The following is a 22233-nucleotide window of genomic DNA, read 5'->3' as shown; positions in this document are numbered from 1 at the left end:
GCTGTGCTGCCGGAACCGGCCGTACCTTTCCTCGCCGGAACCGATCGTCCGGACCGATCCCGCAGGTCAGGGCCGAAGTTCCGCGATCGGGCCGGGTCGTCCGGCCGGACAGCCGTCGGGATTGGACAATTGCCTGAGGCAATGATCGACCCAACGGGGCGGGTCGTTTGTGGGCGGGCGGGAACGCTCAGGTCCCCCGGGCGGACGTCACCGCGAGCACCAGCGACCAGCCGACCAGCAGCAACGCCGGCAGGGCGGCGCGGGTGCCCGTCACCGACGGCGCCCACCGGCCCGTCCGGTGCATCCGCACGGCCCAGAACACGCTGACACCGAACAGCACCAGCAGCGCGGGACCACCGGTCACGACGCCGGCGATCAGCATCCCCTCCCGGTCGGAGACACAGAGCCCCACGCACGCCCCCGAGTGCTCGTTCGACAGGACCTGCGCGACGGCCAGGAAGAAGACCACGGTGAGGGCGTACCAGGCCGCCAGCACCGCGACCGCGGTGCCGAGTCCCGGTCGCCGGGGCGGGTCCGGGGTCACCGCAGGCTGCTCGCTCATCCCCGCATTGTCCGCCATGAATCCGTCCGGCGGGTGCCGCCCGGTGCCCGGTCGACCGGGCCGACGGCCACCACCACGCTCACCGCGCCGGGTCAGCGGCCGTCGAGCAGCGGCTGGCGCGGGTCCCAGGGCGGTCCGCCGGCCGCGTCCCGGCGACGTCGGGCGATCGCCGACAACGCCTCCAGCACCACCCGGTTGCCGAGGTAGGCGGTGATGTCGGCGTGGTCGTACGGCGGGGCCACCTCGACCACGTCGACGCCGACCACCGGCAGTTCGTAGCAGACCCGGCGGACCGCGTCGAGGAGCTGCCGGGAGGTGAGACCACCCGGTTCCGGGGTGCCGGTGCCGGGTGCCATGCCGGGGTCGACGACGTCCACGTCGACGGAGAGAAAGACGCCCTCGCACTCGTCGGTGGCGATCCCGAACGCCTCCGACAGGCACTCGTCGAGGCCCCGGGCGACCACCTCGGTCATCTCGTACGAGCGCATCCGCTGCTCGGCCATCCAGGACAGGGTCTCCGGGCCCGGCCAGTAGCCCCGCAGTCCGATCTGGAGGAAGCGGTCGCCGCGTACCGCGCCGGACTCGATGAGCCGGCGCATCGGCTGGCCGTGCCCGTGCAGCGAGCCGAACTCGATGTCCCCGGTGTCGGCGTGCGCGTCGAAGTGCACCAGCGAGACCCGGCCGAGGCCGTGGTGGCGGGCCACCCCGGTGGCGTCGGGCAGGGCGATGGAGTGGTCGCCGCCGAGCACGACCGGGATCGCGCCGGCCGCCGCCACAGCGTGCACCGCCCGCTCCAGGGACGCCAGGGACCGTTCGATGTCGCCGGAGAACATCTCCACGTCGCCCGCGTCATAGACGCAGAGGTCCCGCAGGGCGTCGACCCGGAAGGCGAGGGACGGCCGGGAGCCGTCGTGCGGCAGGTAGCAGGCCTGCCGGATGGCGGACGGCCCGAACCGGGTGCCCGGCCGGTGCGAGGTGCCGCCGTCGAAGGGCGCACCGACGATCACCACGTCGGCGTCGGCGTAGGTGACCGGCTCCTCGATCGTGCAGGGCGGCACGCCGAGGAAGGTGATGTCGGGGCCGAACATCGGGCCGTAGCGGGTCACCGCTCCTCCATCCCCCACGGCGAGCCGTAGTCGGTCAGCAGGTCGAGGAAGGGTCCCGGGGGCAGCGCCTCCGGGCCGAGCACACCCGCGCCGGACCAGGCGCCGGTGGCGAGCAGTTCCAGGGCGACGACCGGGTTGACCGCGGTCTGCCAGACGACGGCCTGGTGGCCGTACTCCCGCATGGACCACTCGTTGTCGACCACGTGGTAGAGGTAGACGGCGCGCGGGTCGCCGTCCTTGCCGGTGCCGGTCACCCACGTCCCGGCGCAGGTCTTGCCACGCATCCGGTCGCCGAGGGTGGCCGGGTCGGGCAGGCAGGCGGCGACCACGTCGCGCGGGGAGACGTCGACCCCGCGCACCCGGACCGGAGAAACAGCGTCCAGGCCCAGCTTGTGCAGGGTCTTCAGCACCTCGATGAACTCGTCGCCGAGGCCGTACTTGAAGGTGACCCGCTTCGCCGGCACCCAGCGCGGGATCAGCAGCACCTCCTCGTGCTCCACGTTGACGCACTCGACCGGGCCGATCCCCTCGGGGAAGTGGAACACCTCCGGCTCGCTGAACGGCGGCGTGGTGTACCAGCCCCGGCCGGCCTCCCAGACCACCGGCGGGTTCAGGCACTCCTCGATGGTGGTCCAGATGGAGAACGACGGGGCGAAGTCGTAGCCGTCGACGGTGAGGTTCGCGCCGTCGCGTACCCCGATCTCGTCGATCTCGGCGAAGAGTTCGTCGGCGGCGTAGCGGGCGAAGACGTCCGACAGGCCGGGCTCGACGCCGATGCCGCAGAGGGCGAGCCGGCCGGCGTCCGCCCAGGCCGGGGCGGCGGCGAACTGCTCGTCGCCGAGCTTCACGCCGGTCTCGGCGTGGGGGCGGTCCGGGTGCGGCCGGGACAGCGACATCGCCATGTCCAGGTAGTCGGCCCCGGCGGCGAACGCGCCGTCGAAGATCGGCATGACGAAGCGCGGGTCGACCGCGTTGAGCACGTGGGTGATCCGGTGTTCCCGGCAGAGCGCCGCGACCACGTCCGCCGAGGAGGCGTCGACCCGGGCGGCGACGAAGCGGGCGTCGTGGTCGGCCACCGCCCGCGACGCGCGGTCGAGGTCGTAGTCGGCGACGACCATGGTCTCGAAGAAGGAACGGCGAGCGGCGATGGCTACGGCGGCGGAGCCGACGCCACCGGCGCCGACGAGGAGGATACGCATCAGGAATCGAACCCCAAACCAAGACGATCGAGCGTACGGAGCCAGAGGTTGCGCCGCCCCTCGTGCGCGTCGGCACGGGCGAGCGACCAGCGGGTGAGGTTGATGCCGGTGGCCCGGAACGGTTCCGGCGGGAACGGCAGTGGCTTGCTGCGCACCAGGTCGAGCCGGGTCAGCGGGGTCTGTTCGCCGCCGAGCAGGTCGAGCATCACCCGGGCGCCGAACCGGGTCGCCCCGACGCCGAGCCCGGTGAACCCGGCCGTGTAGGCGAGCCGCCCGTCGTAGGCGGTGCCGAAGAACGGGCAGAACCGGGTGCAGGTGTCGATGACCCCGCCCCAGCGGTGGCTGAAGCGGAGCCCGTCGAGCTGCGGGAACGTGGTGAAGAAGTGCGCGGCGAGGGCGGTGAAGGTGGCGGGGCGCTGTTCCAGCTCCGGGGCGGTCCGGTTGCCGTAGTGGTAGACCGCGTCGTAGCCGCCGAAGAGGATCCGGCCGTCGCCGGTGATCCGGTAGTAGTGGAACTGGTTGCCGGTGTCGGCGAGCCCCTGCCGGTTGCGCCAGCCGATGGCGTCCCGCTGGGCGGGCGTCAGCGGCTCGGTCATCAGCGCGTAGTCGTACACCGGGACGAGCCAGGCGCGCAGCCGGCGCAGCAGCGGCGGGAAGGCGTTGGTGGCGAGCGCGACCTGCCGGGCGCGTACCCCGCCCGGCACGGCGTCGGCGCCGCCGGCCGTGGTCACCCGCAGGGCGGCGCCGTCGCGGCGCAGCCCGGTGACCCGGGTGTGCTCGTGGATCCGGACGCCCGACTCCAGGCAGGCCCGGCGCAGGCCCCAGGCCAGCTTCGCCGGGTCCAGCATGGCCACCCGGTCGGCGTCCCACATCCCACCCAGGTACGTCGGCGAGGCCACCTCGGCGCGCACCTCGTCGCGGTCGAGCAGGCGCACGTCGTGGCCGTACCGGCGGGCCAGTTCGGTGTCCTCGGCGAGCCCGGCGAGCTGGTACGGCTCGACCGCCACCGCCAGCTCACCGGTCCGCTCGAAGTCGCAGTCGATGCCGTGCTCCGCGATCGTGGCCGCGATGCCGTCCAGGTTCTCCCGGCCGAGCCGTTCCAGCTCGGCGATCTCGCCGGGGAACCGGTCGACGCCGTTGGCCAGCCCGTGGGTGAGCGAGGCGGCGCAGAACCCGCCGTTGCGTCCGGACGCCGCCCAGCCGCAGGTGCCGGCCTCGACCAGCAGCACGTCCCGCCCCGGGTCGGCCTCCTTGGCCAGCAGGGCGGTCCAGAGGCCGGCGTACCCGCCGCCGATCACCAACAGGTCCGCGTCGGCGGCCCCGGTCAGCGGCGGCAGCGGGTCCGGTCGTTCCGGCCGGTCCAGCCAGTACGGCACGGGCGCCGCGTCGGCCAACGCCCGGCCGGTATGCGGGAGGATCATGACCGGATCTTCGCCGGCGCGGTACGCACCGCGAGGTCGGCCCGGCGGGCCCGCCGCCCGCGCAGCGAGCTGGCCCCGACCAGCAGCAACGCGATCGCGAACATCGCCGTGCCGATGACGTTGACCTGCGGCGGGATGCCCCGCTGGGCGGCGCCCCAGACGTACATCGGGAAGGTGACCGTGGTGCCGGCGTTGAAGTTGGTGATGATGAAGTCGTCGAAGCTGAGCGAGAAGGCGAGCAGCGCGGCGGCCACGATGCCCGGCAGCACAAGCGGCAGGGTGATCCGCCGGAACGTCTGCCACTCGCTGGCGTAGAGGTCCATCGCGGCCTCCTCCAGCCGCCGGTCCATCCCGGCCAGCCGCGCCTTCACGGTCACCACCACGAACGACACGCAGAACATCACGTGCGCGATGACGATGGTCCAGAAGCCCTGCGGCACCCCGGCGGCGACGAAGAGGGCGAGCAGCGAGGTGCCCATCACCAGTTCGGGGGTGGCCATCGGCAGGAAGATCAGCACGTTGATCCCGGCCCGGCCCCGGAACCGGTGCCGGACCAGCGCGAACGCCATCAGCGTGCCGAGCACGGTGGAGACGACGGTAGCGATGAAGCCGATCTGCACGCTGCGGACCACCGCGTCGCACATGTCGGAGGTGGCGCAGGGGTGCGTCCAGTTGTCGAGGGTGAACTCGTTGAAGTCGTAGGAGAGCCGGCTGGACGGGCGGTTGAACGACAGCCCGGCCACCACCACGATCGGCAGCGACAGGTAGCCCAGCACCAGCAGCGCGACCAGCATGACCCACCGGTCGGCCAGCCAACGGGAGATCCTCATAGCACTTCCTCCGTGCCGGCCCGGCGCAGGTAGACGAAGACCACCGCGAGGATCGCCGCCATCAGCAGGAACGACAGGGCCGCGCCCTGCGGATAGTCGAGCCGGACCAGGAACGCCGAGTCGATGACGTTGCCGATCATGTATTCGTTCGGCGTGCCGAGCAGCTCGGCGTTGATGTAGTCGCCGGTGGCCGGGATGAAGAAGAGCAGCGTGCCGGCGATCAGGCCGGGCATCGACAGCGGCAGGGTGACCTTGCGGAACGCCTGGAAGGAGCTGGCGTACAGGTCGCTCGCCGCCTCCAGCAGCCGGTAGTCCAGCCGCTCCAGGCTCGCGTACAGCGGCAGCACCAGGAACGGCAGGAAGTTGTACGTCAGGCCGAGCACCACCGCGATCGGGGTGGCCAGCAGCCGACCGTCCGGCCCGAGCAGGTGCACGTCCCGCAGCAGCCCGACCAGCCAGCCGTTGTCGGACAGGATGGTCTTCCAGGCCAGGGTACGCACCAGGAAGCTGGTGAACATCGGGGCGACCACGCAGACCAGCAGCAGGTTCTTCCACCGGCCGGCCTTCTGCGCGATGGCGTACGCCAGCGGGTAGCCCATCAGCAGGCCGAGCACCAGCGCGATCGCCGAATACCCGAAGGAGCGCACGAACTGCGGCCAGTACGCCTGCAGCGCCTCCGGATAGTTGCCGAACGCCCAGGTCAGCGCGTACCCGGTGGAGAGCGAGCCGCTCGGGTCGTAGAGGCTGGCCGCGGCGAGCTGCAGCAGCGGCAGGGCGAAGAAGATGAACAGCCAGGCCGCCCCCGGCACCAGCAGCAGGTACGGCAGCAGCCCGTACCGCCCGCGCCGGGGTGGCGGCGGTGGCGCCGACTGCCCCGACGGGGTGGGTACGTGGGCCAGCGCGGTCATGACGCCACACTCACCGGCTCGTCGAGCAGCGGGGCGGTCTGGTCGTCCTCGCCGGAGGAGCGAGGCAGCAGGAACGCGTGCCGCGGGTCCCAGTGCGCGATCACCGGGGCGCCGACCGGCAGCCGCCCGCCGAGCCCGCTGTTGGCCGCGAAGACGGACAGTTCGCTGCCCCACGGGGCTCGCACCAGGTACTGCGTGCTCACCCCGACGTACGAGGCGTCGGTCACCACCCCACCGACGTGCTGGTGGCCGGCCGGCACCGCGTCGAGCTCCTCGACCAGGTGCAGCTTCTCGGGACGTACCCCGAGGAAGGCCGGCCCGCGGTCGACGCGGGCCCGGTCGGCCGGCACCGAGAAGCGCGCGCCGTGCGCGGTGACCGCCACGTCCGACCCGGTGGTGCCGTCGGCCTCGCCGGCCAGCAGGTTGGACTGGCCGAGGAAGTTGGCCACGAACGCGGTGGCCGGGTATTCGTAGATGTCGGCCGGCGCGCCGAGCTGCTCGATCCGGCCGGCGTTCATCACCGCGACGGTGTCGGCCATGGTCATGGCCTCCTCCTGGTCGTGGGTGACGTGCACGAAGGTGATGCCGACCTCGGTCTGGATCCGCTTCAGCTCGATCTGCATCTGCCGGCGCAGCTTGAGGTCGAGCGCGCCCAGCGGCTCGTCCAGCAGCAGCACCTGCGGGTGGTTGATCAGGGCCCGGGCCAGCGCGACCCGCTGCTGCTGGCCGCCGGAGAGCTGGGCGGGCCGGCGGCGGCCGTACCCGTCGAGCTGCACCAGCGCGAGCATCCGCTCGACCTGCGCGCCGACGTCCCGGATGCCGCGGCGGCGCAGCCCGAAGGCCACGTTCTCGGCGATGTCGAGGTGCGGGAAGAGCGCATAGCTCTGGAACACCGTGTTGACCGGCCGCTTGTACGGCCGCAGCCGGGCGATGTCCCGGTCGCCGAGCAGCACCTGACCGCTGGTCGGCTCCTCCAGCCCGGCGATCATCCGCAGGGTGGTGGTCTTGCCGCAGCCGGAGGCGCCGAGCAGGGCGAAGAACGAGCCCTGCGGGATGGTGAGGCTGAGGTCGTCGACCGCCGTGAAGACGCCGAACTTCTTGGTCAGCTCGGCCAGGCGCAGGTCGCCGGCCGGCGCGTCGCGCTCCTGGTTCTTCGCGCCCATCGCCCTCATGCCCCGATGACCTGCTGGAACTTGGCCTCGAAGTCCTTCTCCTGCTTTTCGTCCAGGGCCATGAAGACCTTGGACTTCGACAGGATCGCCTCGTCGGGGAAGATCAGCGGGTTGGCGGCCAGGTCGGGGTCGATCTTCTCCATCTCGGCCTGGGCGCCCTTGACCGGGCAGATGTAGTTGACGAACGCCGCGAGCTTGGCCGCCACCGCCGGGTCGTAGTAGTAGTTCATCAGCTCTTCGGCGTTGGCCTTGTGGGTGGCCTTGTTCGGCACCAGCATGTTGTCCGACCAGAGCATGACGCCGGACTCCGGCACCACGAACTTGATCTTGTCATCCTCGAAACCGAGCTGGACCACGTCACCCGACCAGCCGATACAGGCCGCGATGTCACCCTTGGCCAGGTCCGGCGCGTAGTCGTTGCCGGTGAACTTGCGGATCTGCTTGGAGTCGACGGCCTTCTTGAGCTTGTTGAGGGCATCGTCGAACTGCGCGGCGGTGAAGTTCGTCGGGTCGTGGCCGTTCGACTGGAGCAGCAGGCCCATGGTGTCGCGCATCTCCGACAGCGCGGTCACCTTGCCCTTGAGATCGGGGCGGGTCAGCAGCTCGTCGACGGTCCGGATCTCCTTGGCCACCTTGGCGTTGTAGGCCAGGCCGGCCAGGCCCGACTGCCACGGGACGGCGAGTTGCCCGTCCGGGTCGAACGAGCGCTTGCGCAGCGAGTCCAGCAGGTTGGCCTCGACGTTGGGGATCTTGGCCTTGTCCAGCTTCTGGATCCAGCCGAGCCGGATCATCCGGGCGGCCATCCAGTCGGTGAGCACCATGATGTCGCGGCCGGTGGACTGGCAGGCGGCGAGCTGGTTCTGCACCTTGCCGAAGAACTCGTTGTTGTCGTTGACGTCCTCGGTGTAGGTCACCTGAATGCCGGTCTTGGCGACGAAGGCGTCCAGGGTGGGACGCTTCGACTCGTCCTTCTCGTCGACGTCCATGTACTGCGGCCAGCTCGAGAAGGCCAACTTCTTCTCGGTGGCGGAGAGGTCCTCGCTCTTGCAGCCGGCCTCGGTCTGCTGGGCGCCCTTGGTGCCGCAGCCGGTGAGCGCACCCGCCGTGGCGAGCAGCGCCGCCGAACCGAGGGTGCCGGTGAGCAGACCACGCCGGGTGAGGGACCGGTAGGGGCTACGCATGTGACGACTCCTAGGGGGGTCATCGTCGGCGGCGGGACGGGGGTGGCGCGCCGGCGGGAGGGTCAGTGGCGATGGACGACTGATCCTGACATGGAGTGACGGCCCTTACAAGGGATTCCGTTGCGGGAATAGCCATGGGCGACGAAATACGCCAGACTGCGCCGGGGCACTACGCTCAGGCCCCGTGGGGATCCGGACATGGGGAGCGACGATGAGCAACCGGCACCTGGAGAGCGGAAACGGCACACGGCGGGTCACTGTGCGTGAGGGTGCCAGTCACGCCCTGCTCGACGACGTGGCCAAGCAGATCATCGAACAGCTCCAGGAGGACGGCCGGCGGCCGTACGCGACCATCGGCAAGGCGGTCGGCCTGTCGGAGGCGGCGGTCCGGCAGCGGGTGCAGCGGCTGCTCGACGCCGGGGTGATGCAGATCGTCGCGGTCACCGACCCGCTCCAGCTCGGCTTCCCCCGGCAGGCCATGATCGGGCTCCGCACGGACGGGGACCTGGAGTCGGTGGCCGACCGGCTGGCCGAGTTCGAGGAGATCGACTACGTGGTGATCACGGCCGGCTCGTTCGACCTGCTGGCCGAGGTGGTCTGCCGCAACGACGCCCACCTGCTGGAGATCCTGCAACGGGTACGCGCCGTCGACGGCGTGCTGGCCACCGAGGCGTTCGTCTATCTCAAGCTGCGCAAGCAGACCTACAGCTGGGGCACCGCCTGATCCGCGGTCCTTCGCGTCTGACCAGCGGTTCCTGCTGCGGCCTGGTCAGCGGCCCTTCGTGGCGGCGAGGAAGGCACGCCAGCCGTCGGGGGTGAAGCGCAGCGTGCCGCCGGAGCGGTCCTTGCTGTCCCGGACCAGGACCCGGCCGGGCAGGTTGTCGGCCACCTCGACGCAGTCGCCGCCGTTGTTGCTGCTGCGGGTGGCGGTGCGCCAGCGCGGCTCGGTCACGTCCATCTCTTCACCGCTTCCCGGATAAGGGCGATCGACCGGCGGGCGGGCAGCGCCTCGCCGGCCATGCTCTCCCACCGCCTGCCCAGGCTAGCAATGTCGGCGCGCTCGGTCACCAGCTCGCCACGGAGCTGATTGTCCAGATAGGCCACCTCGGTCCCGTCCGGCAGCCGGGCCAGCACGAACGCGCCGGCCAGGCCGGTGTGCCAGGGACCGTCGGCCGGGATCACCCGCACCTGAACATGTTCCCGGCCGGCGACGGTCGCCAGGTGCGCCAACTGGCGGGCCATCACTCCCCGGTCGCCAACCGTGCGGCAGAGCACCGCCTCGTCGACCACGATCACCAACTGAGGCGGGGGTTCACGGTCCAGGACGGCCTGCCGCGCCAGCCGGGCGGCGACGAACTGCTCGACCTCAGCAGGGGCAAGCAGACCGCCGGTACGCAGCACCGCGCGGGCGTACTCCTCGGTCTGCACGAGGCCGGGCAGCACCGCCGGCTGGTAGGAGCGGATCGAGACGGCATCCTGTTCCAGCTCCGCCCAGGGGCGGAACCAGGGCAGGTCGCGGCGGCGGTAGGGCTCGGGCCAGAGCTCGGCGGGCTCCCGGCCGAGGATGCCGGCGACCGCCAGCCGGGTCCGGGGATGCGGCACCCGGCCCGGACTCAGCCACCGGCCGACCGTCTTCGGATCGACGCCGACCCGCTGGGCCAGCGACTCGACGGTCTCGCCGCGCTCCGCCATGGCCACCCGCAGCACCTCGTTCACCGGCAACTCCTCCCGCCCGGCCGACCACACGCTCCGGCGCACCATAGCCACGGTGCGTATCCATGTCTCCCGACTGCCGGCGTGTTGCGGCAGGACCTCTCCGCGAGCCCCGCAGGTGCACCGCAACCGCCCCGCAAAGGCCCCGACCCCGTCCGCACCCCGGGTGATCGACTCCAGCTCCCCGACGTCGCGGCACCCCACCGACCCGGGCACCACCACGCCGCCGACAAGGGGGTCGTCACGAACCGAAGCTCATGCGGATTCCGTTGCCGGGCACGCGTGACCACGCTGATTCCGTCGCGGATAGCGTGAATCGCACTTGCATTTCGCGGCGGGGCTGTGGGATAACCGTGGGCAGAGCGGCCGGTGTCACCCCTGACCGGCCCGAGACCCGATGGGGCTGACATGGCCAACGCCACCGACCACCTCTGGATGCACTTCACCCGGATGGCCAGCTACTCCGCCGGCGAGGTGCCGACCATCGTGCGCGGCGAGGGCGCGTACGTCTGGGACTCCCAGGGCCGCCGCTACCTCGACGGGCTCGCCGGGCTCTTCGTCGTCAACGCCGGCCACGGCCGCACCGAGCTGGCCGAGGCCGCCGCCAAGCAGGCCGGCGAGCTGGCCTACTTCCCGCTCTGGTCGTACGCCCACCCGAAGGCCGTCGAGCTGGCCGAGAAGGTCGCCTCGCTCGCCCCCGGCGACCTGAACCGGGTCTTCTTCACCACCGGCGGCTCCGAGGCCGTCGAGGCGGCGTGGAAGCTGGCCCGGGCCTACTTCAAGCGCACCGGCCAGCCCAACAAGCACAAGGTGGTCAGCCGCTACATCGCCTACCACGGCACCTCGATGGGCGCGCTGTCGATCACCGGCCTGCCCGGCATCAAGAGCGACTTCGAGCCGCTGGTGCCCGGTGGCATCAAGGTGCCGAACACCAACTTCTACCGCGCCCCCGAGCACGGCGACTCCGCCGAGGCGTTCGGCCGCTGGGCCGCCGAGGAGATCGGTCGGGCCATCGAACGGGAGGGGCCGGACACCGTCGCCGCGGTCTTCCTGGAGCCGGTGCAGAACTCCGGCGGCTGCTTCCCGCCGCCGCCCGGCTACTTCGAGCGGGTCCGCGAGATCTGCGACGCGTACGACGTGCTGCTGGTCAGCGACGAGGTGATCTGCTCGTGGGGCCGGCTCGGCGAATACTTCGGCGCGGTCCGCTACGGCTACCAGCCCGACATCATCACCACCGCCAAGGGCATCACCTCCGGCTACGCCCCGCTCGGCGCGATGATCGCCAGCGAGCGGCTGATGGAGCCGTTCCTCACCGAGACGGGGATGTTCGCGCACGGGGTGACCTTCGGCGGCCACCCGGTCTCCTGCGCGGTGGCCCTGGCCAACCTGGAGGTCTTCGCCCGCGAGGACCTGGTCGGCCACGTACGGGCCAACGAGGGCGCCTTCCGCGCCACCCTGGAGAAGCTCAACGACCTGCCGATCGTCGGCGACGTCCGGGGCGACGGCTACTTCTACGGCATCGAGCTGGTCAAGGACAAGGCCACGAAGGAGACCTTCGACGACGCCGAGTCCGAGCGGCTGCTGCGCGGCTTCCTCTCCACCGCCCTCTTCCAGGCGGGGCTCTACTGCCGTGCCGACGACCGGGGCGACCCGGTGGTGCAGCTCGCTCCGCCGCTGATCGCCGAGCAGCAGCAGTTCGACGAGATCGAGCAGATCCTGCGCGCCGTGCTGACCGAGGCATGGTCCCGGCTCTGAGCGACGGCTCAGGGGCCGGCTCCCCGGACACCGGGGACCGGCCCCGCCCGGCCGACCCCGCCGCCGGTCCGCTCGCCCCGGCCCCGGGTCCGGACGGCCGCCCGGCCCGGCCGCCGCCGGTTCCGCCGACCCCGGCCGGGTCGTCGGGGCACCGACCGGACCCGGGTACGCCGGCTGCCCGAGCTGGCCGTCGGCGACCGGGACACCCTGCACGCCGTCCTCGACGCCGGCCGGGTCGGGCACCTGGCCATCGCCGACGGCACCCAGCCGTACGCGCTGCCGGTGGCGTACGCGCGGGACGGCGACCGGGTGCTGCTGCACGGCTCCACCGGGAGTCGACTCTTCCGGCACCTCGCCGCCGGCGCACCGGCCTGCCTGACCGTGACCCTCCTCGACGGCCTGGTGCTGGCCCGCAGCGCCTTCGAGTCCTCGATGAACTACCGGTGCGCGATGGTGCTCGGCACCCTCGTCGCGCTCGGCGGCGACGAGAAGCCGGCCGCCCTGGAACGGCTCTCCGAGCACCTGCTCCCCGGCCGGTGGGCGGTGATCCGGCCGCCGTCGGCGAAGGAACTGGCCGCCACGCTGGTGCTCGCCCTGCCGCTGGCCGAGTGCTCGGTGAAGATCAGCGCCGGCCCGCCGGACGACCCCGACGACGACCTCGACCGGCCGGTCTGGGCCGGCGTGGTGCCGGTCGTCGAGACGTACGGCCCGCCGCAGCCCGATCCGCGGCTGCGCCACGACCTGCCCCCACCGGAGTGGTGATGCGCTACCAGGAGCTGTCGTACTGGCTGTCCACGGTGGACGAGCCGCTGACCCCGCGCCCGCCGCTGCCCGGGGACACCGACGCCGACGTGGTGATCGTCGGAGCCGGCTACACCGGCCTCTGGACGGCGTACTACCTCGCCGGGGCCGACCCGTCGCTGCGGATCGTCGTACTCGAGAAGGAGATCGCCGGGTACGGCGCGTCCGGACGCAACGGCGGCTGGTGCTCGGCGCTCTTCCCCACCTCGCTGCCCGCCCTCGCCCGCCGGCACGGCCGGGACCGGGCCCTGGCCATGCAACGGGCCATGCAGGAGACCGTCCGCGAGGTCGGCCGGGTGGTCGCCGCCGAAGGCATCGACTGCGACTGGCAGCCCGGCGGGACGGTCGTCCTGGCCCGCTCGGCGGCGCAGCTCGACCGGGCCCGGGCCGCCGTCACCGAGGCCCGCGAGCACGGCCTCGCCGACGAGGACCTGGTGCTGCTCGACGCCGCCGAGGCCACCGCCCGCTGAGCCGCCGACGGGGTACGCGGTGGGACGTACACCCCGCACTGCGCCGCGGTGCACCCGGCCCGGCTGGTCCGCGGGCTGGCCCGGGCGGTCGAACGCCGGGGGGTGACCGTCTTCGAACGGACCCCGGTGACGGCGGTCCGGCCCGGCGTGGCGGTGACGCCCGCCGGGGTGGTCCGGGCGCCGGTGGTGGTACGCGCGACCGAAGGCTTCACGCCCACCCTGCCCGGGCAGCGGCGCACCGTCGCCCCCGTCTACTCGCTGATGGTCGCCACCGAGCCGCTGCCCGCGTCGACGTGGGCGCGGATCGGGCTGGCCGAGCGGGAGACCTTCTCCGACCACCGGCACGTCATCATCTACGGCCAGCGCACCGCCGACGGTCGGCTGGCCTTCGGTGGGCGGGGCGCCCCCTACCACTTCGGCTCCCGGGTCGCCCCCGGCTACGACCGGGAACCACGGGTCTTCGCCGCGCTGCGCCGGGCGCTCGGCGAACTCTTCCCGGTGCTGGGACCGGACGTGCCGGTGACGCACACCTGGGGCGGGCCGCTCGGCGTCGCCCGCGACTGGGCCGCCTCCGTCGGGCTGGACCGGCGCACCGGGCTGGCCTGGGCCGGCGGCTACGTCGGCGACGGCGTCGGCACCAGCAACCTCGCCGGGCGTACCCTCGCCGACCTGATCCGGGGCGCGGAGAGCGACCTGACCGCGCTGCCCTGGGTCAACCACCGCTCCCCCCGCTGGGAGCCCGAACCACTGCGCTGGCTCGCCGTCAACGCCGGCCTCAAGCTGATGTTCTCCGCCGACCGGGCGGAACTCCGTTCCGGCCGCCCCTCCCGCCGCGCCGCCACCTTCTCCCACCTCCTGGGCCACTAACCCACCCACCCACCCACCGCCCCCTCCCCCATTCCCTCGCCTGGGTGATCATGGGGTTGACGGCGTTCTTGATCTCCATTAGTGCCGCTAATCCCATGATCACGTGGACGGGAGAGCGCGGGAGGGTGGGGACGCGCGGGTGGGGACGCGAGCGTGGGGGGGTTAGTGGTGGGGGGGGATTACGCGGAGGTGGCCGCGGCGGCCGGTCTGGTGGGGGGCCTGGGCGGCATCCTCGGTGGACTCCGGGGGGCGCGGGGGCGCGGGGCGGGCGGCCTCGCGGACGGCCTCGGCCAGGGCCACCAGGTCGTCGGTGGTGGGCGGCGGCGGCTCGAACTCGCCCTCGTGCCGGACCACGTCCCAGCCGCGCGGCGCGGTCAGGTTGCGGGCGTGCGGCTCACAGAGGTCGTACGTGTGCGGCTCGGCGAACGCCGCCAGCGGGCCCACCACGGCTGTCGACTCGTTGTAGACATAGGTCAATGTGGCGACCGCTTGCCGGGGGCAGCCGTTACGGGAGCAGCGCCGTGGTGACCTCACGGCGGCAGGGTATCCCCAATACCGGGTCCGGCGCACTGGTTCGCGTTGCGACACGCCCGTATCGGTGATCACAATTCGTACGATCGGTGCACCGGCACGCCGTACCAGCGGCGCAGCCGAGGGGCGGCCCCGGACGGGGGCTACCCTTTGCGTCATGACGAGCCCGGAACACCGCCGCCCCGGCTCCGGCCGGCGCACGCACCGCGACCGCCACGGTCGCGGCCTGCGCGGGCGACTGGTGCCGGCGACCGTACCGCTGGCCCGGACCAAGGCGGAGGTCTTCGACGACCTGGTGCTGGACACCGTGGAGACGCTGGAGCGGCGGTTCGCCAAGGAACTGGCCGGGGTGGAGTTCGCGGTCGAGGACGTCCCGCCGGACCTGAACGTCTATGACTCCGACGTGCTGGAGGACGGCGAGGTGCCGCTCGCCCGCCTGCTGCCCGGCCGACCCGGCCGCCAGGAGGTGCCACCGCGGATCGTGCTCTACCGCCGGCCCCTGGAGTTCCGGGCCATGGACCGCGAGGACCTTGCGGACCTGGTCCACGACGTGATCATCGAGCAGGTGGCGAACCTGCTCGGCGTCGACCCGGACGAGCTGGCCTGAGCGGGGCCTCCGCGCCGTCCTCACGAGCCCGGTCGGCGCGACCCCCCGGTCACGCCACCGGCCCCACTGCCGCGCCCGGAGCGGCCCCCGCCGCCCGGGCTGTCGGTCACGACCACTCCCGCTCGGCGCCGCGAACCGGGAACCGTCGCCCGAGCCGGGCGGCCCCCACCGCCCCGGCCCGGCACTGCTCTCAGGCGGCGACCCGCCGCTTGAGCTTGCGCCGCTCCCGTTCCGAGAGCCCGCCCCAGATCCCGAACCGCTCGTCGTGGCCGAGAGCGTATTCGAGGCACTCCGTCTTGACCTCGCACCGCGAGCAGATGCGCTTCGCCTCGCGGGTCGAGCCGCCCTTCTCGGGAAAGAACGCCTCCGGGTCGGTCTGCGAGCACAGCGCCCGCTCCTGCCACTCCGGCGCGTTTCCGAGCAGGTCGGCCACCTCAAGCTGGCCGTCCATAGATGCCTCCTTGTCGCGCACCGGCGTCATCGCCGCTGCAACCCCCCACGCGAAAGGCGTGCGTGTCCGTCCGGTACCAATTTGTTGCGTTCCGTGCGAACAACCCCATTCAAATTACACGCGTGTAATGCGTGCGCCGTCAAGCCGAACTTGATAATGGAGTCGCCCTCCCGACACGTTCCGGACGACCATCGAGCCGCCCGACCCTCGCAACCTGCCCTATCGATTAAGACCCCGGACGAGTAACGCCCTACCCGGCGAGTCGCCCGAGTTTTCTGCCGTGGCGTACCGGGACGGGAAGGCCACCGGCCGCCCCCGGGGAGGCTCCGGCAGGCTGCACCCGGGCGGCCGGCGCGGCCTCGTCCAAGATCAGCATGGTGGTGGGGCACAGGTTAACCCGACTCGGCCGCCGCCGCCCGTCGAGCCGGCAAACACCAGCGGCGCCCCGTCCACATGGTGGACGGGGCGCGGTGCTGCGGGCGACTCGGAGGACTCAGTCCACCACCGTCGGCGCGCTGGTCGGCCAGGCGAACTCGGCGATGCCGCCGCCCGTGACACAGATCGCCCCCGCCGGTGTCCGGTCGTCCCACCAGACGGTATAGAGCCCCGCCTCCAGGTCGGGGTAGACGGCACTGTGGAACACCCCGTCGCGGACGTGCCGCTCGCGGACCGCCGAGTGCGTACGCGGCTCCCCGTCCCGGCTGATCTCGATCTCCCGGCCGTGCAGGTCCGGTCCGGTGTAGATGATCAGGGCACCGGAGTTCCCACCCAGGTCCAGCAGCACGCTGCCGCTGCCGGTCGGTCCGTAACTGTGCTGGTGCTCGGGCACGATCCCCTCCTCAGGACGCCGGCGGGTTGCCGAACCCGTCGTACGGGGTGCCGAGGAACGGGAAGTCGCCGAGGAACGGCGCGGTCACGTCCGCCGCGCTCAACCCGGGAGTCACCGCCGCGGCGGCCGCGTCCGGCTTGAACGCCTTGTCCACCAGCGGCACCGTCACCCCGGCGATCGCCCGCAACGAGATGCTCACCACGTCGTCGCCCACCCGGCGACCGTTCGGGAAGCCGGCCAGGTCGCCACCGAGCACCCCGAACCGGTCCGGCTTTCGGTTCGGCGGGATCGCCGTGTTCAGCCGCAGCATGTCGGCCTGCACGTCACCGGTGGTGTTGGTGAAGCCGTCGATCAGGCCGGCCGGGATGCCGGTCAGCAGGATCGCCACCAGATCGGCGCGCGCCTTCTTGGACTTGTTCAACGCGTCCAGGTTGGGGAACACACCCGGATAGAGCGCCGGCAGCAGGGCGGCCAACTCCGGCTGCTCGACGAACTGCGCGAAGCGCTTGTCCTCCGACGGCGGCAGCGTGTTCCACAGGTCCTTCCTGGACATCGGCACCACGACCTCGTTGAACAACGGGTTGCCGAGCCGGGACACCTGCGTGAACGGGCCGGCGGCGGTGTCCTCGGCGACCCGGTCGCCGAGCACCCGCACCTGCTGCCGCGAGGCGGACGTCCACACCCCGATCACCGAGGCGCGGTCGGCGGCGGCGTACCGGGCGGCCTTGCGGCGCACCCGGCCCAACGGCACCTGCACCGCGATGCTGTGCACGTTCATCCGGTCCAGCGAGTTGACCGGCTCCCCCTCGGCCTTGAAGATCTTCTTCCCGGCCACGTGGAGCTGCTGGAAGGGGCGCAGCGTACCGAGGTCGAAGATCGAGCCGAGGTCGACGAAGAAGCCGTCCGCACGCTGCCCGGCGAAGACCTTCTCGCCGGTGGAGAGCCGGTAGGTCGCCTGCCGGACCAGCTCCCGGTATTTCGGCGTGGAGAGCGGGCCGACGTTGCACGGCGGGCAGGGCAATTTGTGCGCCAGCACGTGCTCCCGGCCGTCGGCCACCCGGGTCAACCGGTAGAACTGGCGGCGATTCCAGTTCTTGCTGTCCAGCGACTCGATCGGACCGGTGTTGTAGAGGAAACTGTTCGGATTGGTGATCTCGGTGGTGAATTCGAAACGATAGGTGACATCGGGATGACCGTCGCCGTCGTTGTCGACATGGATCTCGTAGCGCACGTCGTCACCGAACTCGAAGAAGTTCGGGCCGCCGGAGGGAAGCTGCAGCGGCACGTAGTTGGCGATCAGCGTCACCGTGTCCGGGTGGTCGGGCGTGACGAACGCGTACAGGTCGGAGCTGTCGGCGACCGGATCCTTGCTGATCTCCGGGGCTTCACGGTGGGAGGACATGGCGGACCACACCTTCGTCGGGGAAGAGGAACCTGAGGACCGGCGCCGAGAGCCTGCGCCGGGGGTCGTGCCGGACGGCGCGGGCGGTCAGCGCCGACCGGCGGCGCGCCGCAACCGGTCCGCCAGGGCCCGGTCGCGGACCTGGACCCGGGACGTGCCGACGAAGACGTCCATGGTCCCGGAGGCCGCGTCGCGGAGGTGGACCACGATCGGTTCCTCCCGGCGACCCGCCGACGGGGTGTTCTGCGCGGACGACAGGCCCGGCACGGTGAGGGCGGCGGCGCCGAGGGTGGCGCTCGCGGCGGCGGTCAACGTCTGCCGGCGGGTCGTCGCGGCCACGGCCGCTTCCGCTGGTCACTGGTCATGGGCACCCTTTCCGGGCCGGCGCGTCAGCGCCCGCGGTGGCCGGGAGCCCCGCGCCGCGCGCCGTGGCGGCACCGCCGGGCACCCCGATGGAGGTCACCGGCGGCGGTCCTCGCCGCGACCGCCGCCGGCATCCACTGGTACGGCCGGCGGCGGGGAAAGGTTCGACGCTACGGGCGGGCGTGACCGTACGCGGTCGTCCGCTTGCGCGCGGGCCGCCCCGCCGCCGCCGCGATCGCCCGCAACTGCTCCTCGGTACGCGCCGACCCGTTGCCGGAACCCGCCATCCGCGAGATGGTCTCCTCCATCAGCGTGCCGCCCAGGTCGTTGCAGCCGCCGTTGAGCATCTCGACGGTGCCGGCGTCGCCCAGCTTCACCCACGAGCACTGGATGTTGTCGATCCGCCCGTGCAGCAGCAGCCGGGACATCGCGTGCACCACCCGGTTCTCCCGCCAGGTCGGCCCCGGCCGGGCGATGCCGGCGAGGTAGATCGGCGCGTTGGTGTGCACGAACGGCAGCGCCACGAACTCGGTGAACCCATCGGTGCGGTCCTGCACCCCGGCCAGCACCCGGAAGTGGGCCAGCCACTGGGCGGGATGGTCCACGTGGCCGTACATCATCGTGGAGCTGGACCGAATGCCCAGCTCGTGGGCCGTGGTCACCACCTCGACCCAGGCGGCGGCCGGCAGTTTGCCCTTGGTGAGCACCCAGCGCACGTCGTCGTCGAGGATCTCCGCCGCGGTGCCCGGGATGGTGTCCAGGCCCGCCTCGCGCAGCATGGTCAGCCACTCCCGCACCGGCACGCCGGCCTTCGCGGCGGCGGTGACGATCTCCATCGGCGAGAAGGCGTGCACGTGCATGCCGGGCACCCGCGCCTTGATCCCCAGGATCAGGTCGGCATAGCCGGTGACCGGCAACTTCGGGTCGATGCCACCCTGCAGGCAGACCTCGCTCGCGCCGGCCGCCCACGCCTCCTCGGCCCGGTCGGCGACCTGCTCCACCGAGAGCCGGAACGCGTCCGCGTCGCTCTCCCGCTGCGCGAAGGCACAGAACCGGCAGCCGACGTAGCAGACGTTGCTGAAGTTGATGTTGCGGTTCACCACGTAGGTGACGTCGTCGCCGACCGCGTCCCGCCGCACGTCGTCGGCCCGCCGGCACAACTCGTCCAACGCCGGGCCGTCCGCGTTGAACAGCGCCAGCGCCGCGTCGGTGTGCCGGGGGTCGAGCAGCGCCGCCGGGTCGTCGGCCGCCAGCCGCAACCCGGCCGCCAGGTCGGCCGCCACACCGGCCACCACCGGGGGTACGCCCGCGCGACGCGCGACCGCCTCCGGGGCCACCTTGCCGGCGACGGCGGACCAGTCCCCGTAGACGCTGTCGAAGTCACCGCGCCGGTCGTCGGTGCGACCGGTGGTGTCGATGGTGGCGTGCAGGTCGGTACGACCACCGCCGAACACCTCCTCCGGCTCCTGCCACGGCCGGCCCACCGGACGGGCCGCCTCGACGGCCAGCCCGGTCACCGGGTCGGCCAGGGCGGTCACGTGCGGCAGCAGGCGCGGGTCCAGCCACGGGTCACCGGCCCGGACGTACTCCGGGTAGACGGTCAACCGCTCGCGGAGGGTGAAGCCGGCCCGCGCGGTGTGCCGGGCCAGCTCGTCGAGCTGCGGCCACGGGCGCTCCGGGTTCACGTGATCCGGGGTGACCGGCGAGACGCCGCCCCAGTCGTCGATGCCGGCCCGCAGCAGCAGGTCGTACTCGCCGGCGATCAGGTTCGGCGGGGCCTGGATGCGGGCCCTCGGGCCGAGCAGCACCCGGGCCACCGCCACCGTCGCCGCCAGGTCGTGCAGCTCGGCGTCGGGCATGCCGCGCATCGCGGTGTCCGGCTTGGCGCGGAAGTTCTGCACGATCACCTCCTGGAGGTGGCCGTACTCCCGCATGCGCCGGCGGATCGCGAAGAGCGCGTCGACCCGCTCGGCCCCGGTCTCCCCGATCCCGATCAGGATGCCGGTGGTGAACGGGACCCCGACCCGGCCGGCGTCGTCGAGCACCCGGAGCCGGACCGCCGGCTCCTTGTCCGGCGAACCGAAGTGCGGGCCGCCCGGCTCCGACCAGAGCCGGGTGGCGGTGGTCTCCAGCATCATCCCCATGCTCGGCGCCACCGGCTTGAGCCGCTGCAACTCCGACCAGGAGAGCACGCCCGGGTTCAGGTGCGGCAGCAGGCCGGTCTCCTCCAGCACCGCCACCGCGCAGGCGCGCAGATAGTCGAGCGTGGAGTCGTAGCCCCGCGCGTCCAGCCACTCGCGGGCCGCCGGCCAGCGCTCCTCGGGCCGGTCACCCAGGGTGAACAGCGCCTCCTTGCAGCCCTGCGCGGCGCCCTCGCGGGCGATCGCCAGCACCTCGTCCCGGTCGAGGAAGGCCGCCGGGAGCCGGTGCGGCACCGTGGCGAAGGTGCAGTAGTGGCAGCGGTCCCGGCACAGCCGGGTCAGCGGGACGAAGACCTTCTTGGAGAAGGTCACCACCCCGGGACGACCGGCCTCCCGGAGCCCGGCGTCGCGCACCTCACCGGCGATCCGGAGCAGCTCGTCCAGCGCGGTACCCCGGGCGGTGAGCAGCGCGGCCGCCTCGTCGACGTCCAGCGCCCGCCCGGCCGCGGCCCGGCGCAGCGCCCGCTGCACGCTCGCCGCGGTCGGGGCCGGCCAGCGATCAACCATCCGCCCAGCCTATGCGCCCCCTCCTCACCCCCACCCCCACGCCCACTCCCCCACCCGCCCGGCACCGCGCAGAGGTCGTCGCGTCCGGCAGCCTGCGGATAGTCCGCCGGGCACCGCTTGTCGCGTGCGGCACAATGCGCCGCGCCCGTCGTGCCCCCGGCGGCGAAGCCCTCGCGTCGGGAGCCGCTGCGGGTTCCTCTTTCACGGAAAGAGTGGCTTCCCCGGCCAGGGAAGCCACTCTTTCCGTGAAACCGCGCGCACTCGGCCCCGTCGCGAGGGACGGGCGGGGGTCAGCGGGGTGGTTGGGGTCGTCCGGCTGGAAGCGCTGGGTGCGGTCGGTGTCGGCGCCGTGGTGGCCCGGGTCGGCGGGCTGGCGCGGGATGGTCTGGGTCGGGTCGACCGACGGCGGCTGGCCGAACGGCGGCGCGGACTGCGGGGCACCGAACGGCGGGGCGGACTGCGGGGCGGCGTGCGGCGGCGCGGACTGCGGGGCACCGGAACGGTGGCGCGGACTGGGGGCTGCCGAACGGCGGGGCGGACTGGGGGGCGGCGTGCGGCGGGGCGGTGTTGAACGGCGGCGCCGACGGGGTGGGCTGGCCGTACTGGCCGGCGGAGGGGTAGCCGCCGGGCTGGTTCGGGGCCGGGTAGCCGGGCTGGCCGCCCTGGCCGGGAGCCGGGTAACCGCCCTGCTGACCCGGGGCGGGGTAGCCGCCCTGCTGACCCGGGGCGGGGTAGCCGCCCTGCTGCGGCCAGCCGGCCTGGGGCTGCCCGTAGACGCCGGGCTGCGCCTTCGGTCGCGGCGTGAAGTAGAGCGTGCGCCAGATCTTCACCACGACGTACGCGGCGACCGCGAAGATTGCCAGCCAGCCGACCCGGGTCAGCATGCCGAGCAGGGCGTCCAGCACCTCCGCCTCGGCCAGCCGGGCCACCAGCCAGACCAGGAAGGTCAGTACGCCGAGCAGGGCGCCGAAGGCGTACTCACCGACGGCGACCTGGGTGATCAGTTTCGCCTTCGGCAGCACCGGCTGCAGGTGCGTCGCGAGCAGCACGGCCAGCAGCGGCAGGACGGCGGCCTCGAAGCCGGCGAAGGTGTAGAAGGTGCTGCCCGCCCGCCCGCTGAAGGTGCTGTAGTCGTCCACCGGGGCGAGCAGCCGGATCAGGCCGACGAAGAGGAACACGGCGTTCGCGCCGAGCAGGACGAGCGCGGCCAGTTCGCGCAATGGGCTGGTCAGCTGGCGGGCCCGGGTCGCGTCGGTGGACGCGGGCTCGGCGGGGCTGGTCACGAACTCCCCCTCGGGGACGAAAACGGACAGTTGCCGACGTGAGCCTAGTCTCCCCGGACACCGGCGGATCGACG

General features: G+C 72.5%; 20 protein-coding genes and 2 pseudogenes. 5 read left to right on the top strand and 17 right to left on the bottom strand.

Going from position 1 to position 22233, the window contains the following annotated elements:
- Positions 1–187: 187 nt before the first annotated feature.
- From MRQ36_RS17985 to MRQ36_RS17950, 8 genes are all read right to left on the bottom strand, one after another.
- Positions 188–562, bottom strand: a complete 375-nt coding sequence (locus MRQ36_RS17985) for a hypothetical protein (protein WP_242797021.1) — start codon at positions 560–562, stop codon at positions 188–190.
- A gap of 92 nt (positions 563–654) precedes the next feature.
- Positions 655–1668 (bottom strand): agmatinase, encoded by a 1014-nt coding sequence (gene speB / locus MRQ36_RS17980; protein WP_242797019.1) that lies wholly within the window; start codon positions 1666–1668, stop codon positions 655–657.
- Positions 1665–2867 carry a saccharopine dehydrogenase family protein gene (locus MRQ36_RS17975; protein ID WP_242797016.1) on the bottom strand — a complete coding sequence of 401 codons (1203 nt, stop codon included), beginning with the start codon at positions 2865–2867 and terminating at the stop codon, positions 1665–1667. Before MRQ36_RS17975 ends, speB begins: the two co-directional genes overlap by 4 nt.
- A complete protein-coding gene (locus tag MRQ36_RS17970; protein ID WP_242797014.1) occupies positions 2867–4288 on the bottom strand; it encodes an FAD-binding oxidoreductase in 1422 nt (473 codons plus the stop codon). Before MRQ36_RS17970 ends, MRQ36_RS17975 begins: the two co-directional genes overlap by 1 nt.
- Positions 4285–5118, bottom strand: coding sequence for an ABC transporter permease (locus tag MRQ36_RS17965; protein ID WP_242797012.1), 834 nt, complete (start codon positions 5116–5118; stop codon positions 4285–4287). Before MRQ36_RS17965 ends, MRQ36_RS17970 begins: the two co-directional genes overlap by 4 nt.
- A complete protein-coding gene (locus tag MRQ36_RS17960; protein WP_242797010.1) occupies positions 5115–6026 on the bottom strand; it encodes an ABC transporter permease in 912 nt (303 codons plus the stop codon). Before MRQ36_RS17960 ends, MRQ36_RS17965 begins: the two co-directional genes overlap by 4 nt.
- A complete protein-coding gene (locus MRQ36_RS17955; protein ID WP_242797008.1) occupies positions 6023–7198 on the bottom strand; it encodes an ABC transporter ATP-binding protein in 1176 nt (391 codons plus the stop codon). Before MRQ36_RS17955 ends, MRQ36_RS17960 begins: the two co-directional genes overlap by 4 nt.
- A complete protein-coding gene (locus tag MRQ36_RS17950) occupies positions 7195–8379 on the bottom strand; it encodes a spermidine/putrescine ABC transporter substrate-binding protein (RefSeq protein ID WP_242797006.1) in 1185 nt (394 codons plus the stop codon). The genes MRQ36_RS17955 and MRQ36_RS17950 overlap by 4 nt, the downstream gene beginning before the upstream one ends.
- 211 nt (positions 8380–8590) lie before the next feature.
- On the opposite strand from MRQ36_RS17950, the gene MRQ36_RS17945 reads away from it, so the two are divergent.
- Entirely contained in the window at positions 8591–9103 is a 513-nt protein-coding gene (locus tag MRQ36_RS17945; protein WP_242797005.1) for an Lrp/AsnC family transcriptional regulator, read from the top strand.
- Positions 9104–9148: 45 nt separating this feature from the next.
- Here the strand turns inward: MRQ36_RS17945 and MRQ36_RS17940 are convergent, their stop codons facing one another.
- Entirely contained in the window at positions 9149–9337 is a 189-nt protein-coding gene (locus MRQ36_RS17940) for a DUF397 domain-containing protein (RefSeq protein WP_242797002.1), read from the bottom strand.
- Entirely contained in the window at positions 9328–10137 is an 810-nt protein-coding gene (locus MRQ36_RS17935) for a helix-turn-helix transcriptional regulator (RefSeq protein WP_242797001.1), read from the bottom strand. Before MRQ36_RS17935 ends, MRQ36_RS17940 begins: the two co-directional genes overlap by 10 nt.
- Before the next feature lie 363 nt (positions 10138–10500).
- Here MRQ36_RS17935 and MRQ36_RS17930 point away from each other — a divergent pair, with 363 nt between their 5' ends.
- From MRQ36_RS17930 to MRQ36_RS17920, 3 genes and pseudogenes are all read left to right on the top strand, one after another.
- Positions 10501–11847 (top strand): aspartate aminotransferase family protein, encoded by a 1347-nt coding sequence (locus MRQ36_RS17930; protein WP_242796999.1) that lies wholly within the window; start codon positions 10501–10503, stop codon positions 11845–11847.
- 174 nt (positions 11848–12021) lie between these two features.
- Positions 12022–12609, top strand: a complete 588-nt coding sequence (locus MRQ36_RS17925; protein WP_308194974.1) for a pyridoxamine 5'-phosphate oxidase family protein — start codon at positions 12022–12024, stop codon at positions 12607–12609.
- Positions 12609–13985, top strand: a pseudogene (locus MRQ36_RS17920) (NAD(P)/FAD-dependent oxidoreductase). The gene MRQ36_RS17925 and the pseudogene MRQ36_RS17920 overlap by 1 nt, the downstream one beginning before the upstream one ends.
- 162 nt (positions 13986–14147) lie before the next feature.
- Here MRQ36_RS17920 and MRQ36_RS17915 read toward each other — a convergent pair.
- On the bottom strand, positions 14148–14519 hold the full coding sequence (locus MRQ36_RS17915; RefSeq protein ID WP_242796997.1) for a DUF3499 domain-containing protein: 372 nt from the start codon (positions 14517–14519) through the stop codon (positions 14148–14150).
- Between the two features lie 154 nt (positions 14520–14673).
- Here MRQ36_RS17915 and MRQ36_RS17910 point away from each other — a divergent pair, with 154 nt between their 5' ends.
- Positions 14674–15123, top strand: coding sequence for a metallopeptidase family protein (locus MRQ36_RS17910; RefSeq protein ID WP_088963879.1), 450 nt, complete (start codon positions 14674–14676; stop codon positions 15121–15123).
- 190 nt (positions 15124–15313) lie between these two features.
- Here MRQ36_RS17910 and MRQ36_RS17905 read toward each other — a convergent pair whose 3' ends face one another.
- From MRQ36_RS17905 to MRQ36_RS17880, 6 genes and pseudogenes are all read right to left on the bottom strand, one after another.
- Complete coding sequence (locus MRQ36_RS17905; RefSeq protein WP_013284161.1) at positions 15314–15574, bottom strand: WhiB family transcriptional regulator; 261 nt, start codon at positions 15572–15574, stop codon at positions 15314–15316.
- Positions 15575–16067: 493 nt separating this feature from the next.
- A complete protein-coding gene (locus MRQ36_RS17900; RefSeq protein ID WP_242796995.1) occupies positions 16068–16403 on the bottom strand; it encodes a phospholipase in 336 nt (111 codons plus the stop codon).
- Positions 16404–16413: 10 nt separating this feature from the next.
- Positions 16414–17805 carry a DUF4331 domain-containing protein gene (locus MRQ36_RS17895; protein WP_242796993.1) on the bottom strand — a complete coding sequence of 464 codons (1392 nt, stop codon included), beginning with the start codon at positions 17803–17805 and terminating at the stop codon, positions 16414–16416.
- A gap of 87 nt (positions 17806–17892) precedes the next feature.
- On the bottom strand, positions 17893–18144 hold the full coding sequence (locus MRQ36_RS17890; RefSeq protein ID WP_242796991.1) for a hypothetical protein: 252 nt from the start codon (positions 18142–18144) through the stop codon (positions 17893–17895).
- A gap of 194 nt (positions 18145–18338) precedes the next feature.
- Positions 18339–20876, bottom strand: a complete 2538-nt coding sequence (locus MRQ36_RS17885; RefSeq protein ID WP_242796989.1) for a bifunctional FO biosynthesis protein CofGH — start codon at positions 20874–20876, stop codon at positions 18339–18341.
- A 307-nt stretch (positions 20877–21183) separates the two neighbouring features.
- Positions 21184–22159 (bottom strand): annotated as a pseudogene (locus MRQ36_RS17880) (hypothetical protein); the annotation flags it as partial.
- Between the last annotated feature and the right edge of the window lie 74 nt (positions 22160–22233).

It is taken from the genome of Micromonospora sp. R77 (assembly GCF_022747945.1).
GTDB lineage: Bacteria > Actinomycetota > Actinomycetes > Mycobacteriales > Micromonosporaceae > Micromonospora.
The sequence above is the reverse complement of the archived record's forward strand: the minus strand, read 5'-3'. Positions and strand labels throughout refer to the sequence as shown.